The organism is Noviherbaspirillum sp. FW303-A3 (assembly GCF_058788695.1).
In genome coordinates this window covers 1,363,018-1,377,010 of the sequence record NZ_JBYTAZ010000001.1, presented here as the reverse complement: position 1 = coordinate 1,377,010, position 13,993 = coordinate 1,363,018, and the positions used below count along the sequence as shown (strand labels likewise).

Below are 13,993 nucleotides of genomic sequence, written 5' to 3'. Positions count from 1 at the left end.
AATGCAGATCCAGAACAGCGTATTCATCATCACCGGCGGCGCGTCCGGCCTCGGCGCGGCAACTGCGCGCATGATCGTGGAAAACGGCGGCAAGGTTGTCCTGGCCGACGTGCAGGTGGAAGCGGGCGAGAAGCTGGCCGCCGAACTGAAAGGCAAGTTCGTCAAGTGCGACGTGACCTCCGAGACGGACGGCAAGGCTGTCGTCGCAGCCGCGACCGAAATGGGCACGCTGCGCGGCCTGGTCAACTGCGCGGGCGTGGCGCCGGCAGTCAAGACCGTGGGCAAGGACGGTCCGCATCCCCTCGACGTGTTCCAGCGCGTGGTGAATATCAACCTCGTCGGCACGTTCAACATGGCGCGCCTGGCAGCGGATGCCATGGCCAAGACCGAAGCCAACGAGGGCGGCGAGCGCGGCGTTATCATCAACACCGCGTCCGTTGCTGCCTATGACGGCCAGATCGGCCAGGCCGCTTACGGCGCATCGAAGGCCGCGGTGGTTGGCCTGACGCTGCCGATGGCGCGCGACCTGTCCCGCAGCGGCATCCGCGTGATGACGATCGCTCCCGGCATCTTCGAAACCCCGATGCTGCTCGGCATGCCGCAGGAAGTGCAGGACGCGCTGGGCAAGATGGTTCCGTTCCCCCCGCGTCTCGGCAAGCCGGCCGAATACGCGAACCTGGCAAAGACCATCATCGAAAACTCCATGCTCAACGGCGAATCGATCCGCCTCGATGGCGCAATTCGCATGCAGCCGAAATAATGTGACCGCAGTGTCCCGGGTGAGCAAACGCAAGCCCGGGCCACATTCACTGCATGGCAGCATGACAACGGCATCCGTGCCACACTAGACTAAGACAAGCCGATGGCTTGTCTTTTTCTTTCTGGAGCGCCCATGTTGAAAGCTGGAATACCTTCGACCTTGCTTGCAATCCTGTTGACAGCCGGATGTGCCGCCGTCCCCGGCCAGCAGGCAACCGTCCCCGTTCCCGGTATGCAGGCGCCGGAACGTGCGAGCGGCTATGCCGAGAAGCCTGGCTGGACAGCGAAGAAGTACATGGTCGCAGCCGCCAATCCGCTTGCCACGGAGGCCGGATACCAGGTGCTGCGTGCAGGCGGAACCGCGGTCGATGCAGCCATCGCCGTACAGATGGTATTGACGCTGGTCGAGCCCCAGTCTTCTGGCATCGGCGGCGGCGCCTTCCTCATGCATTTCGATGGCAGGGCGGTAAAGGCATTCGATGGGCGTGAAACGGCGCCGTCGGCAGCCAGCGAGAAGATGTTCCATACGCCGGAAGGCAAGGCGATGAGCTTCTATGACGGCGTGGTCGGCGGACGTTCCGTCGGTGCGCCGGGCGTGCTGCGCATGCTGGAACTGGCACACAGGCAGCACGGCAAGCTGCCCTGGGCCTCGCTGTTTGCGCCGGCGATCAAACTGGCGGAAGAGGGCTTTGCCGTCAGCCCGCGCCTGAACGCCATGCTCAAATCCGAGCAGCACCTGAAGAAGGACCCGGTTGCCGCCGCTTATTTCTACGACAAGGATGGCCATCCCTGGCCAACCGGCCATGTGCTCAGGAATGGCGAACTGGCCGGCGTGCTGCGCGAAATCGCGCTGGGCGGCGCGGACGCGTTTTACAAGGGGCAGATCGCACGCGACATCGAAACCAAGGTCAAGGGGCATCCCACCAATCCCGGCTTGCTGACTGCGGCGGATATTGCCCGTTACCAGCCGAGGCTGCGAGAGCCGATCTGCACCGACTACAAATCATGGACGGTCTGCGGCATGCCGCCGCCTTCCTCCGGCGGTATCGCGATTGCCCAGATGCTGGGCATGCTCGAAACCCGCGACATGCGCTCGCTGGCCCCGACGGATGGTGTACCGGATGCCGATGCCATCCACCTGTTCTCCGAAGCAGGCCGCCTCGCCTATGCTGATCGCGGCCGCTACGTCGCGGATACGGATTTCGTTCCACTTCCGGGCGGCAGTCCCAAGGCGCTGCTCGACCGGAAATACCTTGCCGACCGCGCCGCCCTGATCACCGACAAGTCGATGGGCACGGCCAAATTCGGCGTGCCGCCGGCAACGGCACTGGCAGGAGGGATCGACAATTCGCCCGAACTCCCGTCGACCTCGCACATCTCCATTGTCGATGCGTCCGGCAATGCGATTTCGATGACGACAACAATCGAGGATGCGTTCGGCTCGCGCCAGATGGTGCGTGGCTTCCTGCTCAACAACCAGCTCACCGATTTCTCCTTCGAGCCCGTCGATGCGAATGGGCCGGTCGCCAACCGCGTTCAGCCGGGCAAGCGGCCGCGCAGCTCGATGGCGCCCACGCTGGTATTCGAAAAGGGATCGAACAAGCTGGTGCTGTCCACAGGATCGCCCGGCGGCTCCGCCATCATCAACTACGTTGCCAAGGTACTTATCGGGACCATGGACTGGGGGCTCAACGTGCAGCAGGCGATCAGCCTGCCCAACTTTGGCAGCCGTAACGGGCCGACGGAGCTTGAGCAGGGGCGCGTGCCGGAGAGCGTCGTCGAACGCTTGAAGGCGAAGGGCCATAACGTGCGCCTCATGGAACAAACGTCCGGTCTGCAGGGAATCATGCGCATGCCGATCCACGGCGAGGAGATGTGGTTCGGCGGCGCAGACCCGCGTCGTGAAGGGATCGTCAGGGGCGAGTAGACGCACCCGCGCGCACCGTCGTTTTTTCATCTTTCCTCTACGGCTTCCTCCCCAAACCCCGGATCGCCTGCTAATCTCTTTACTATGGGAAAGCAGAAGAAAACGGGGCTGGTCCTGACGGGAGGCGGGGCGCGCGCGGCATACCAGATGGGTGTGCTGGACGGCGTGTCCACGATCCTGCGCGAGGCGGGCTGGCTTCCCGAGCACAATCCCTACGACATCATCTGCGGCACCTCTGCGGGCGCCATCAATGCCACGGCACTCGCCTGCCATGCCGACAACTTCGACGAGGGCCTGCAAATGGTCCTGCGGGTGTGGGAACACATCACCGTCGAGCAGGTGTACCGTGCCGACTCGCTCGGCGTGCTGCGATCCGGGGCGCGCTGGCTGTCGCTGCTTTCCTTCGGCTGGCTGCTGAGGAAATGGAAGGCGAACCCGCCAAACGCCCTTCTCGACAACACCCCGCTGGTCACCCTCCTGAACCGCATGCTCAACTTTCCCCGGCTGGACGAGGCGCTGCTGAACGGGACATTGCATGCATTGGCGGTCACGGCGTCATCCTATACGGCCGGCCGCCACATCACTTTCTTCCAGACCGAAGCCGAGGTCGAGCCCTGGGTGCGTTCGCAGCGCATCGCATTGCGCAGCCAGATCGGTGTCGAGCACCTGCTGGCCTCTTCGGCGATCCCGCTGATCTTTCCCGCCACGCCGATCTACTGCGACGGCAAGCGCGAATTCTTCGGCGATGGATCGATGCGCCAGCTGGCGCCGATTTCTCCGGCGATCCACCTCGGCGCCGACAAGGTCATGGTGATCGGCGCCGGACGCCTGACCGAGCAACAGCGGGAATCCTCCGAGTTTGCGCAATACCCCAGCCTCGCGCAGATCGCCGGCCATGCCATGTCGAGCATCTTCCTCGACAGCCTGGCAGTCGACATCGAGCGCATGACCCGCATCAACCTGACCTTGTCCGTGCTGACGGAGGAGCAGCGGCGCCATACGCCCCTGCGGCCGGTGGATCTCCTGATTATCGCACCGTCCGAACGCCTGGATGAAATCGCAAGCCGGCACGTGCAAAGCCTGCCGGGCCCGATCCGCATGCTGCTTGGCGCCATCGGCGCAACCGAAGCGCGCGGCGGCGCACTGGCGTCCTACCTGCTGTTCGAATCCAGCTTTACCGGGGAATTGATCGGCCTGGGCCGAAAGGATGCGCTGGCGCGCAAGGCGGATGTGCTGGCTTTCTTTGGCATGCCGGAGGCGGGCGCGTTGTCCCTGCCGGCACTGGCCAGGACTGCTTAAGGAAGTCGGCACGACGGCGAGGCCGACCGTGCCGTGTTTCCGTCAGTAGTCGTAACGGTGGTTGTGGTGATGCTTCCAGTGGCGATGCTTGTGTTTCCGGTGCCGGCCTTCCTCGACGTAGTAAGTCGGACCGTATTGCACGACGGCAGCCGGTTGAACGTAGACCGGGCGCGGACGGACATACACGGGTTGCGGTTGGACGTATACCGGTTGCGGCTGGACGTAGACAACGGGCGGCGGCGCGTAGACCTGAGGCGCCGGATAGAGGGAGCCCACGCTGACCGACCAGTTCACATCGCTTGCGCCAGCCAGCGGCGCGGCAAGCGCAATTGCGGCACCAGCAATCCACTTGACCGGGGACGATTGGAAGAATTGCTTCATGACGTTCTCCTTGAGGTTTTCCTGACCTATTAAACGTCAAACTCCCCGTTTCGGACTACGAACAATTATTCTTGGGCAAGTAACTATTGCAACAAATTGTGAGCGGAAACTATCTTGCTCAAGAAGATTGCTTTTCCGGAAATGTTTCTACCGCTAAGTCCTTGAAAATAGACTCGAAATTGACGGCAGACGCTTGCTTCGTTTCTGACAACACGTTACCCTACGTAATCCCGAAAAAACGCAACTGTTGATAAAAATGCAACAATGCGGACGAGCGACGATGATTGCTAAGTTCCTGAAAACTTGGACGTTTCTCGTCCTTGGATTATTACTTTCTGTTAATGTCCTTGCAAAAGGACCGGCGCCGGTCGGTGCCGTTGCAGTGCGCGACCTGCCGAAGGACGCGCAGCAAACCCTGGGCTTGATCAAGCAGGGCGGCCCCTTTCCCTACCCCAAGGACGGCAGCGTTTTCAGGAATTATGAAGGGGTTTTGCCGAAACAGAAGCGCGGGTATTATCACGAATTCACGGTGAAGACTCCCGGCGCGCGCAATCGCGGTGCGCGGCGCATTGTCTCGGGAGGAGATCCCGCGATATCCGGCGAATACTATTACACCGACGACCATTATGCGACCTTCAGGCGCATCAAAGAGTAACGAAATGCGTATCGAGTCACTGCACAATCCCGTCCAGCTAATTGCACGAGCCGAGGATGACATGAACTTGTTTAAAACGGTGCCGCCCAATGTGGTTCAGTCCATCCGTGCGTTCCGTGTGAACGAGCTGCAGGAAGAGGCCGCCCGACTCGGCCAGCATTTCCTGTATGCATGGTGTGCCGACGCGACGACCAAGCAGCAGGTGCTGACGCGCATTGCGACGGCATTCCATTTCCCGCGCCATTTCGGCAAGAATTTCGACGCGCTCGGCGATTGCCTGACCGACCTGGCCTACAAGGCTGGTCCGCAGCCGGGCTTCCTGGTGGTCATCGAGCAATTGCCCAATACCCCGAAGTTCGACAAGGAAGCGCGCGAAACCCTGCTGGATGTCTTCCGTGACGCCGCCGACTTCTGGGCGGAGCGCAAAGTGGCGTTTCGCGTCTTCTACTCCTTCCAGTAGGATTCACCCCTCCCGAAAAGCCGACCCTCTCCGGTCGGCTTTTTTGTTGGGGCGGCGGAACCCCCGTACGGTAAAATGCGCGCCATGAAAAACATTGTCATCCTGATTTCCGGACGCGGCAGCAACATGCAGGCCATCGTCCGTGCCGCCCAGTCCGAGAAATGGCCGTGCAGGATTGCCGCCGTCGTCAGCAACCGAGCCGATGCGGAAGGGCTGGTTTTCGCCGCCGAACACGGCATCCCGACTGCCGTCGTACCGAGCAAGGGCTATCCCAGCCGGGACGATTTTGACGCTGTGTTGCGTGCGGAAATCGACAAGTTCGCGCCAGATCTTGTTGTTCTTGCCGGTTTCATGCGCATCCTGACCCCGGCGTTCGTCGAGCATTACGCCGGGCGCATGCTGAACATCCATCCCTCCCTGCTGCCAAGCTTCCCCGGTCTCGCCACCCATCGCCAGGCACTGGTGGCGGGTGTGAAGTACCATGGTGCGACCGTACATTTCGTCACGGCCGAACTCGACCATGGACCGATCGTCGAACAGGCGGTTGTTCCCGTCCTGCCCGACGATACCGAGCACGCTCTCGGCGACCGGGTCCTCGCACAGGAGCACGTCATCTATCCGCGCTCGGTGCGCTGGTTCATCGAAGGCCGTCTGAGCATTGATAACGGCCTCGTCCGGGTCGCTCCGGACACCGGCAAGCCTGCCATTACCTGAAAGAATTCCATGAGATTGCACCCCGCAGTCGTGGGCCATACCGAAGACGCATTGAGAGAAATCCTGCGTTTTGCCGGTCCGGCCGACGTCATCCTGTCCCGCTACTTCCGCGAACATCCGAAGCTCGGCCCGCGCGAGCGCAGCGCCGTCGCCGAGGGCGTCTACGCCGTCCTCCGCAACAAGCTCAGTTATGCGAGTTTCTCCGAATCCGGACACGGTCCCGCCATGCGCCGGCTTGCCCTCCTCGGACTGGCCGACGTCGTCGGCGCCGATGCGCTTGGCGGGCTGGAAACGGCAGAGGCGGACTGGCTCCAGCGAATCGCCCAGATCGACCGTAATGCGCTTCCGGTCGCCCTTCGCGCCAACTTCCCGCAATGGCTGTACGACAAGCTGGTGGCGCAGGACGGCGAAGCCGCGGCCTTGCAGCTTGCCGAAGCACTCAACCGTCCCGCGCCGCTAGACCTGCGCGTCAACGCACTCAAGGCCAAGCGGGATGACGTCATCGCCGAACTGGCCAAGGCGCCAATTGTCTGCGAGCCCACGCCTTACGCGCCGTTCGGCCTTCGGCTGCACAAGAAGCCGGCGCTGCAGAACCTGCCACTGTTCAAGGATGGCTCGATCGAGGTGCAGGACGAGGGCAGCCAGCTCCTGGCGCAGATCGTCGGCGCCAAGCGCGGCGAAATGGTCGCGGACTTCTGCGCCGGTGCCGGCGGCAAGACGCTTGCACTTGGCGCCATGATGCGCAATACAGGTCGCCTGTACGCCTTCGACGTCTCGGAAAAACGGCTGGCAAAACTGAAGCCGCGCCTGGCGCGCAGCGGCCTGTCGAACGTGCATCCGGTCGTCATCGCCCATGAAAACGATGCCAAGATCAAACGCCTGGCGGCCAAGATCGACCGCGTCCTCGTCGATGCCCCTTGCAGCGGCCTCGGCACCCTGCGCCGCAATCCGGACATGAAATGGCGGCAGACGCCGGAATCGGTCCTGGAACTCAATGCCAAGCAGGCCGCCATCCTGTCCAGCGCCGCGCGCCTCGTGAAACCCGGTGGCCGGCTCGTCTATGCAACCTGCAGCCTGCTCGACGAGGAAAACGATGCGATCGCCGCGCAATTCCTGGCGGAGCACGCCGACTTCGCGCTCGTCCCGATGAAGGATGTGCTCGCCGAGCAGAAGGTGGCGCTGGAGATGGGCGACTACCTCAAACTGTATCCGCACATTCACCAGACCGACGGCTTCTTCGCCGCCGTCTTCGAGCGCAGGAAATGATCCGGCGGGCGCTCGTTGCCTCGGTAATCTGCATGCTGGCCGCGCTGTCCGGCGCGGCCCATGCCACGGGAGTCTCGCATCCTGCGCAGGGCTCCCTGCAACCGCTGTTTGCTCCCTGGGACGATGTCGAGTCAGCCGTGATCGACGTCGTCGCCGGCGCCCGCAGGCAGGTCCTTGTCCAGGCTTACCTGTTGACCAGCAAAAAGATCGCGACTAGCCTTGTGGCGGCTCACAGGCGGGGCATCGACGTGCGCGTGCTCGTCGATGCCGGCCAGCTGGAAAAGGTGCCGTCGTCGATGGCGTCGGAACTATCCTCCGCCGGTGTGCCGGTATGGATTGAAACCCGCTACCAGAACGCCCACAACAAACTCATCGTCGTGGACGCGGGCGGGCCGGCGGCTACGGTGATTACCGGCAGCTTCAATTTCACCTGGACGGCGCAGCACAAGAACGCCGAAAACATTCTTATTGCACGCAACAATCCGGCGCTTGCCTCCCGCTACGCGGAGAACTGGGAGCGGCACCGGCAAGAGGCGACACCCTTCAAGAAATGAAACAGAACCTGCTCTCGAACCTGCTGACAGACTTGTGGACCGACCTGCGCGACCCCGGACTGCTCTGGCAGCTTACCGCGCTGGTCGCCTGCCTTGCACTCGGCTGGGCACTTGGACGCATATTGCGCAACCGCCTGGCCGCGCAGGACATGCAGCTGCGTGTGATGCGGCTCGGCGTCGAGAGCTTTGCCAGCGTACTCGCACCGCTTGTGGCGCTGTCGCTGATCGCCGTCGCCAAGCTCATGCTCGAACAATGGCAGAACGTGAACCTGCTGCGCGTCGCCATTCCGCTCGTAGGCTCGTTTGCCCTGATCCGTCTGGCCTTCTACGTGCTGCGCCGTATTTTCGCGCGTGGCGGGAAGGCGGGTAGGGTCCTGCTGACATTCGAAAAGGTGTTCGCCACCATCGTCTGGGGTGGCGTGGCACTCTACATTACCGGGCTGTGGCCCGAACTGGTCGGCTTCCTGGATCAGACACAGGTTCCGGTCGGACGTCACAAGACCTCGCTGCTCGTTATCGTCCAGGCGGCTGCGTCGGTGATCGTCACCCTGATCCTGGCCCTCTGGGCCGGCGCCGTGCTCGAGGAGCGGCTGATGCGGATGGATGCGGTCCATTCCTCGCTGCGTGCGGTCACCGCCCGCCTTGGACGCGCGGTGTTGATCCTTCTCGCCGTGCTGATCAGCCTGTCGCTGGTCGGGATCGACCTGACGGTCCTGTCCGTGTTCGGCGGCGCGCTGGGCGTGGGCCTCGGCCTCGGCTTGCAAAAGATCGTCAGCAGCTATGTTTCCGGCTTCGTGATCCTGATCGAACGCAGCCTCGCCATCGGCGACCTCGTCAACGTGGACAAGTATTACGGGCAGGTCACGCAGATCAATACCCGCTATACCGTTGTACGCAGTATGGACGGCATTGAAACCGTTGTTCCAAATGAAATGTTGCTGTCCGGCCCCGTCCAGAATTATTCATTGAGCGACCGTATGCTCAGGATGTCCACCAAGCTGTCGGTTTCTTATCAAAGCGATATCGATTCCGTGCTGAAACTGCTGGAAGAAACGGCGGCCGGCGTGGACCGGGTAGTCAAGGATCCGGCGCCGCAGGCCTTCCTCCTGCGCTTCGATGCCGACGGTTTTGAGGTCGAAGTCGGGTGGTGGATTGCGGATCCGGAAAACGGAAGGTCCGGCGTGCTGTCCGACGTGAACCGCGCCATCTGGAAACAATTGCAACAACATGGCATCCAGATTCCTTATCCGCAGCGCGAAATCCGGCTGCTCGACCAGTCCGCGGGTGCCGAAACCTCAACGTTGCCAGCCGTACGCGCCACCGGAGCGTCGTAAAAAGCGTACAATCGGGGCCGATATGCATGCAGGAGGTCGGTTTTTGGCTGACAGAACGCTTCCAGCGCTATTTCCGGATGCATTCCAACTGAAACTCAAAGACTGGACACACAATGCTCGATGCAGTACTCAACTTTTTATCCCATGGACTGACCGGCGCTTCCGGCTGGGAAGTCCTTGTCTTCACGCTTGTGGTGACGCACATTACGATCGCCAGCGTGACCATCTTTCTGCACCGTTGCCAGGCGCACCGCGCACTTGAACTGCATGCCATTCCCAGCCACTTCTTCCGCTTCTGGCTCTGGATGACGACCGGCATGGTCACGAAAGAATGGGCGGCGATCCACCGCAAGCATCACGCCAAGTGCGAAACCGAAGAAGACCCGCACAGCCCGCAGACACGCGGCATCAAAAAGGTACTGCTGGAAGGCGCGGAACTGTACCGCGCCGAGTCGAAGAACCGTGAAACCATGGAGAAGTACGGCCACGGCACGCCGGACGACTGGATCGAGCACAACCTTTACACCAAGTACAGCTGGCAGGGCGTGGGCCTGATGCTGATCATCGACGTCATGCTGTTTGGCGCAATCGGTCTGACGGTCTGGGCAGTGCAGATGCTCTGGATCCCCATTACCGCCGCCGGCATCATCAACGGCATCGGCCATTACTGGGGCTACCGCAATTACGATTGCATCGATGCATCGACCAACATCTTCCCGCTCGGGATCATCATCGGTGGTGAGGAACTTCACAACAATCATCACACCTACGGCACTTCTGCCAAGCTCTCGTCCAAGTGGTACGAGTTCGATATCGGCTGGCTGTATATCCGCATCCTCGAGACGCTGGGCCTGGCCAAGGTGAAGAAGGTCGCCCCCGAGCCCAAGTTCGACCGCCAGAAACTCGTGGCCGATTTCGAAACCTTGCAATCCGTGATCGCCAACCGCTACGACGTGATGGCGACATACGCCAAGTCCGTCAAGAGCGCATGGCGTGATGAAATCGCCGATCTGAAGGACAAGGCCAATCTGGAGGCCAAGTTTCTGAAGAATGCCAAGAAGCTGCTGCAGCGCGAGCCTGCAAAGCTGGAGGCACCGCAGAAGCAGCAGTTGACCGAACTGTTCGTCCACAGCAAGGCACTGAAGACCATGCACGAGATGCGTGTCGAACTCGGCGCGATCTGGGAACGTTCGAATTCCAGCCGCGAGCAGTTGCTGCAGCAGTTGCAGGACTGGTGTGTGCGTGCCGAAGCGTCCGGTATCAAGTCGCTGCAGGAGTTCTCGTCGCGTCTGCGCAGTTACGCCTGATACCGCGCTGCTTTAATGCAAAACGCGGCCGAGGAATTTTCTGGCCGCGTTTTTATGCACCAAACAAAATCTATGGTCACCCTCCTATTTGCAACTGGGAGTTCAGACGATATGAAGTGGCTTGCATAAATCTATCCGGCGTCATTTGGAGCAGTGCTCCGCGCCACGATGAGAATCGCGCCTGACAGTCCTAAAAAAACCCGCGGCTTCAAAGAGCCCATTTATTTGACAGGTTGTCCGTCAGGCCGGTGTGCCGTTCATGTCATCCAATTTCTTCAGTCGCAAAACCAGTTGGGTGTGTCAAATCTACTGCAGGATGGACCGGGAATTATGCTACGGCACCCTCGGTCCGGTATTGGGTATGCTTGGCTGCCATCGACCACGCCATGCGCGCCAGCTTGTTGGCCAGTGCGCAGGCAACTACATTGGAATGGCGCCGCAACAGCAGCTCGCGTACCCACTCTGCGAGGCGACCGGTTTGTCGGTCAAGGCGCTGCATATAGGCACGGGCGCATTGCACTAACAACTGCCGAAGGTGCTTGTCGCCACGCTTGCTGATGCCGAGCAGGTTGGCCTTGCCACCAGTACTATACTGTCGCGGTACCAGCCCAATTGATGCGGCAAAGTCGCGGCTGCAGCGATACTGCTTGCCGTCCCCAACCTCCGCCGACAGGAGGCTCGCCGTAATCGGGCCCAGCCCTGGAACCACCAGCAGACGTTGGCCCAGGTCATCGTCGGCCAATTGCCGAACCAGTTCCTTCTCCACTTCGATAATCTGTTCCACCAGGTATTTGTAATGAGCATGCAGTCGTTCCAGCAGGGATACCAGCCGTGCTGGCAGTCGGTGTTCTGCCAGCACGGAACATAGACGGGTGATAACGGCTTGACCAATGGGGAGGCTGATGCCGAATTCCAGCAGGAAGCCGTGGATCTGGTTGGTCGTCTTGACCTTGTCGCGCACCAAGGATTCTCGCACTCGGTGCAACGCGCCCAGCACCTGCTGGGCTTCCGTCTTCGGTGTAACGAAACGCATGTTGGGGCGCGACGCCGCTTCACAGATCGCTTCGGCGTCGATGAAATCGTTCTTGTTGCCCTTAACGAAGGGGCGGACGAATTGGGGATTGATAAGCTTCACATCGTGTCCAAATGAAGCCAGGTGCCGGGCCATATGGTGAGCGCCGGCGCACGCTTCCATTACGATAGTGCAGGGTTGGAACGTTGCAAGGAACTCAAGCAGTTGCTTGCGGGAGAACTTCTTGCGAAAGACGGCTTTGCCGCGGCGATCCTGGCCGTGCAGGTGGAAAGAATGCTTCCCAAGGTCAATACCAATCAGCGTTACGTCTTCCATGATGATCTCCGCTCCAAGTAAAAACACCCTACTAGCGTAGTCGCTGATAGGGTGGAGGGTGACCATCTCATTAAACCCCGCATTGCGGGGTTTTTGTTTTGATGCGAAACCGGATCGATTACTTGATCTTGGTCTCTTTGTATTCCACGTGCTTGCGTGCCTTCGGGTCGAACTTCATGATCGACATTTTTTCCGGCATGGTGCGCTTGTTCTTCGTGGTGGTGTAGAAGTGACCGGTACCTGCGGTCGATTCCAGCTTGATTTTGTCGCGGTTAGATTTTGCCATGATGATTTCCTGTTAGGTTCCGCTTAGACTTTCTCGCCGCGAGCACGCATGTCGGCGAGGACTGCGTCGATACCGATCTTGTCGATCACGCGCAGGCCGGCGTTGGAGATGCGCAGGGAAACCCAGCGGTTTTCGGATTCAACGAAGATGCGGCGGTTCTGCAGGTTCGGCAGGAAGCGACGCTTGGTCTTGTTGTTCGCATGGGAAACGTTGTTGCCGACCATCGGCCCCTTCCCGGTGACTTGGCAAACACGTGCCATGGTTTACTCCTTAAAAAGATTCCAGAATTTGGAAAAAACGAGAGTATAGCCAAAAAAATGTGAGTTTTCAATGACTTGCGAAAAACAATTGTGTCTTGAAAATATCGTTAAATTTAACATTTAAGTGCTTATGGTAATTCATGCTTCTCCATGCTCTGCAAATGAATAAACATGCCGTCCTGCGACGACGAAATGATCGAGCAGCCGGATATCCACGAGCGCCAGTGCCTGCTTGAGTGCGAGTGTCAGCGTACGATCTGCCGCGCTCGGTTCCGGCGTGCCGGAAGGGTGGTTGTGTGCAATGATGACCGCCGCGGCGTTGTGGGCCAGGGCAGCCTTCACGACTTCGCGTGGATAAACGCTCGTATGCGTCAGCGTTCCGCGAAAGAGCTCTTCTGACGCGATGAGGCGGTTTTTCACGTCCAGGAACAGGACGGCGAAGGATTCATACGAGTGTCGTGCTAGAAGCAGTTGCAGGTATTGCTTCACTGCCTGTGGTGAACCGAGCGTTTCGCCGGCGCGCAATTCTTCGGTGATCGAACGGCGGGCAAGTTCCATCACGGCCTGCAATTGGGCGTACTTCGCGGGACCGAGTCCATGCAGTTTCGAGAATTCCGGCAGGTTCGCCGAGAACAGGCCGTTCAGGGAGCCGAAATGCGCAATCATGTCCCGTCCCAGGTCCACGGCGCTCTTGCCGCTTACGCCCACCCGCAGGAACACGGCAAGCAGTTCGGCATCCGATAGGGTTTGCGGGCCGTGTTTGACGAGTCGTTCGCGCGGGCGCTGGTCTTCGGGCCAATCAGTAATTGCCATGAGATGGGAAGGTGCAAGTCGAGGGAAGACAATTATAAGGAAATAATTGCAATAAATATAACTTTCTGGGATGCCATGTTTTCTTGGGTAAGCGCAGACAATTGCCGAAAAGCGGCGACCTGCTGCCATCGTGGCATACAATATCGGGTTCCCATTTGAACCTGAATTCCCATGTCCAATCCTTCCGTCCCCGTCGTCACTCCTACGTCCTACCTGACCCTGCATTACCGCCTGGCGTCGGCCGACGGTAATAACATTGTTAGTACGTTCGAAGAGAAGCCTGCCACGCTTCAGCTTGGTACCGGCCAGCTCGCCCCGTTCCTGGAGGATTGCCTCCTCGGCATGCAGGAAGGTGCGCATACCGTGTTCGAACTGCCGCCGGAGAAGGCATTCGGCCCGCGTAATCCAGACCTGATCCAGCGTCTTTCGCGTGCTATGCTCGACGAGAACTCGGGTGGCGGCGATGAATACGTTGTGGGCGACCTCGTGGAGTTCAATGCGCCCAGCGGCGGGCAATTTGCCGGCGTGTTGCGCGCCATCGACGCCGACAGCGCCTTGTTTGACTTCAATCATCCGCTCGCCGGGCAGACCTTGAAGTTCGAAGTCCGGATTATCGGCATACTGTAACGA

16 protein-coding genes are annotated in these 13,993 nt (G+C 60.2%); 11 read left to right on the top strand and 5 right to left on the bottom strand.

Annotation, left to right across the window (positions count from 1 at the left end; genetic code table 11):
- Position 1 precedes the first annotated feature (1 nt).
- From AC3WOY_RS06725 to AC3WOY_RS06715, 3 genes are all read left to right on the top strand, one after another.
- A complete protein-coding gene (locus AC3WOY_RS06725; RefSeq protein WP_492422013.1) occupies positions 2–760 on the top strand; it encodes a 3-hydroxyacyl-CoA dehydrogenase in 759 nt (252 codons plus the stop codon).
- Between the two features lie 132 nt (positions 761–892).
- A complete protein-coding gene (gene ggt, locus AC3WOY_RS06720) occupies positions 893–2,686 on the top strand; it encodes a gamma-glutamyltransferase (RefSeq protein ID WP_492422011.1) in 1,794 nt (597 codons plus the stop codon).
- A gap of 84 nt (positions 2,687–2,770) precedes the next feature.
- Positions 2,771–3,985, top strand: coding sequence for a patatin-like phospholipase family protein (locus tag AC3WOY_RS06715; protein WP_492422009.1), 1,215 nt, complete (start codon positions 2,771–2,773; stop codon positions 3,983–3,985).
- 42 nt (positions 3,986–4,027) lie between these two features.
- On the opposite strand, the gene AC3WOY_RS06710 is transcribed toward AC3WOY_RS06715, so the two are convergent.
- A complete protein-coding gene (locus AC3WOY_RS06710; RefSeq protein WP_492422007.1) occupies positions 4,028–4,366 on the bottom strand; it encodes a hypothetical protein in 339 nt (112 codons plus the stop codon).
- Positions 4,367–4,646: 280 nt separating this feature from the next.
- Here AC3WOY_RS06710 and AC3WOY_RS06705 point away from each other — a divergent pair, with 280 nt between their 5' ends.
- The 7 genes from AC3WOY_RS06705 (at position 4,647) to AC3WOY_RS06675 (ending at position 10,656) form a co-directional block, all read left to right on the top strand.
- A complete protein-coding gene (locus AC3WOY_RS06705; RefSeq protein ID WP_492422005.1) occupies positions 4,647–5,021 on the top strand; it encodes a guanyl-specific ribonuclease in 375 nt (124 codons plus the stop codon).
- Between the two features lie 61 nt (positions 5,022–5,082).
- Positions 5,083–5,481 carry a barstar family protein gene (locus AC3WOY_RS06700; RefSeq protein ID WP_492422003.1) on the top strand — a complete coding sequence of 133 codons (399 nt, stop codon included), beginning with the start codon at positions 5,083–5,085 and terminating at the stop codon, positions 5,479–5,481.
- A gap of 84 nt (positions 5,482–5,565) precedes the next feature.
- Complete coding sequence (gene purN / locus AC3WOY_RS06695; RefSeq protein ID WP_492422001.1) at positions 5,566–6,195, top strand: phosphoribosylglycinamide formyltransferase; 630 nt, start codon at positions 5,566–5,568, stop codon at positions 6,193–6,195.
- 9 nt (positions 6,196–6,204) lie between these two features.
- Positions 6,205–7,461 (top strand): RsmB/NOP family class I SAM-dependent RNA methyltransferase, encoded by a 1,257-nt coding sequence (locus tag AC3WOY_RS06690; protein ID WP_492421999.1) that lies wholly within the window; start codon positions 6,205–6,207, stop codon positions 7,459–7,461.
- On the top strand, positions 7,458–8,015 hold the full coding sequence (locus AC3WOY_RS06685) for a phospholipase D family nuclease (protein ID WP_492421997.1): 558 nt from the start codon (positions 7,458–7,460) through the stop codon (positions 8,013–8,015). Before AC3WOY_RS06690 ends, AC3WOY_RS06685 begins: the two co-directional genes overlap by 4 nt.
- A complete protein-coding gene (locus tag AC3WOY_RS06680) occupies positions 8,012–9,349 on the top strand; it encodes a mechanosensitive ion channel family protein (protein ID WP_492421995.1) in 1,338 nt (445 codons plus the stop codon). Before AC3WOY_RS06685 ends, AC3WOY_RS06680 begins: the two co-directional genes overlap by 4 nt.
- 113 nt (positions 9,350–9,462) lie before the next feature.
- Entirely contained in the window at positions 9,463–10,656 is a 1,194-nt protein-coding gene (locus AC3WOY_RS06675) for a DesA family fatty acid desaturase (protein ID WP_492421993.1), read from the top strand.
- Positions 10,657–10,984: 328 nt separating this feature from the next.
- Here AC3WOY_RS06675 and AC3WOY_RS06670 read toward each other — a convergent pair whose 3' ends face one another.
- From AC3WOY_RS06670 to radC, 4 genes are all read right to left on the bottom strand, one after another.
- Complete coding sequence (locus AC3WOY_RS06670) at positions 10,985–12,004, bottom strand: IS110 family RNA-guided transposase (protein WP_492421991.1); 1,020 nt, start codon at positions 12,002–12,004, stop codon at positions 10,985–10,987.
- A 118-nt stretch (positions 12,005–12,122) separates the two neighbouring features.
- A complete protein-coding gene (rpmG, locus tag AC3WOY_RS06665) occupies positions 12,123–12,290 on the bottom strand; it encodes a 50S ribosomal protein L33 (RefSeq protein ID WP_088708878.1) in 168 nt (55 codons plus the stop codon).
- Between the two features lie 23 nt (positions 12,291–12,313).
- Complete coding sequence (gene rpmB, locus AC3WOY_RS06660) at positions 12,314–12,550, bottom strand: 50S ribosomal protein L28 (RefSeq protein WP_088708877.1); 237 nt, start codon at positions 12,548–12,550, stop codon at positions 12,314–12,316.
- Between the two features lie 138 nt (positions 12,551–12,688).
- Positions 12,689–13,363: a RadC family protein gene (gene radC, locus AC3WOY_RS06655; protein WP_492421988.1), complete on the bottom strand. Its 675-nt coding sequence runs from the start codon at positions 13,361–13,363 to the stop codon at positions 12,689–12,691.
- A 171-nt stretch (positions 13,364–13,534) separates the two neighbouring features.
- Between radC and AC3WOY_RS06650 the strand changes: the two genes are divergently transcribed.
- Positions 13,535–13,990: an FKBP-type peptidyl-prolyl cis-trans isomerase gene (locus AC3WOY_RS06650; RefSeq protein WP_492421983.1), complete on the top strand. Its 456-nt coding sequence runs from the start codon at positions 13,535–13,537 to the stop codon at positions 13,988–13,990.
- Positions 13,991–13,993: the final 3 nt, after the last annotated feature.

What these genes read in the sequence shown, in the direction of transcription:
- AC3WOY_RS06725 (WP_492422013.1), top strand. Translation starts at nt 2, where the DNA reads ATGCAGATCCAGAACAGCGTATTCATCATCACCGGCGGCGCGTCCGGC.
- rpmB (WP_088708877.1), bottom strand. Translation starts at nt 12,550, where the DNA reads ATGGCACGTGTTTGCCAAGTCACCGGGAAGGGGCCGATGGTCGGCAAC.
- ggt (WP_492422011.1), top strand. Translation starts at nt 893, where the DNA reads ATGTTGAAAGCTGGAATACCTTCGACCTTGCTTGCAATCCTGTTGACA.
- AC3WOY_RS06680 (WP_492421995.1), top strand. Translation starts at nt 8,012, where the DNA reads ATGAAACAGAACCTGCTCTCGAACCTGCTGACAGACTTGTGGACCGAC.
- AC3WOY_RS06700 (WP_492422003.1), top strand. Translation starts at nt 5,083, where the DNA reads ATGAACTTGTTTAAAACGGTGCCGCCCAATGTGGTTCAGTCCATCCGT.
- AC3WOY_RS06685 (WP_492421997.1), top strand. Translation starts at nt 7,458, where the DNA reads ATGATCCGGCGGGCGCTCGTTGCCTCGGTAATCTGCATGCTGGCCGCG.
- AC3WOY_RS06715 (WP_492422009.1), top strand. Translation starts at nt 2,771, where the DNA reads ATGGGAAAGCAGAAGAAAACGGGGCTGGTCCTGACGGGAGGCGGGGCG.
- rpmG (WP_088708878.1), bottom strand. Translation starts at nt 12,290, where the DNA reads ATGGCAAAATCTAACCGCGACAAAATCAAGCTGGAATCGACCGCAGGT.
- AC3WOY_RS06705 (WP_492422005.1), top strand. Translation starts at nt 4,647, where the DNA reads ATGATTGCTAAGTTCCTGAAAACTTGGACGTTTCTCGTCCTTGGATTA.
- AC3WOY_RS06675 (WP_492421993.1), top strand. Translation starts at nt 9,463, where the DNA reads ATGCTCGATGCAGTACTCAACTTTTTATCCCATGGACTGACCGGCGCT.
- AC3WOY_RS06650 (WP_492421983.1), top strand. Translation starts at nt 13,535, where the DNA reads ATGTCCAATCCTTCCGTCCCCGTCGTCACTCCTACGTCCTACCTGACC.
- radC (WP_492421988.1), bottom strand. Translation starts at nt 13,363, where the DNA reads ATGGCAATTACTGATTGGCCCGAAGACCAGCGCCCGCGCGAACGACTC.
- AC3WOY_RS06670 (WP_492421991.1), bottom strand. Translation starts at nt 12,004, where the DNA reads ATGGAAGACGTAACGCTGATTGGTATTGACCTTGGGAAGCATTCTTTC.
- AC3WOY_RS06690 (WP_492421999.1), top strand. Translation starts at nt 6,205, where the DNA reads ATGAGATTGCACCCCGCAGTCGTGGGCCATACCGAAGACGCATTGAGA.
- AC3WOY_RS06710 (WP_492422007.1), bottom strand. Translation starts at nt 4,366, where the DNA reads ATGAAGCAATTCTTCCAATCGTCCCCGGTCAAGTGGATTGCTGGTGCC.
- purN (WP_492422001.1), top strand. Translation starts at nt 5,566, where the DNA reads ATGAAAAACATTGTCATCCTGATTTCCGGACGCGGCAGCAACATGCAG.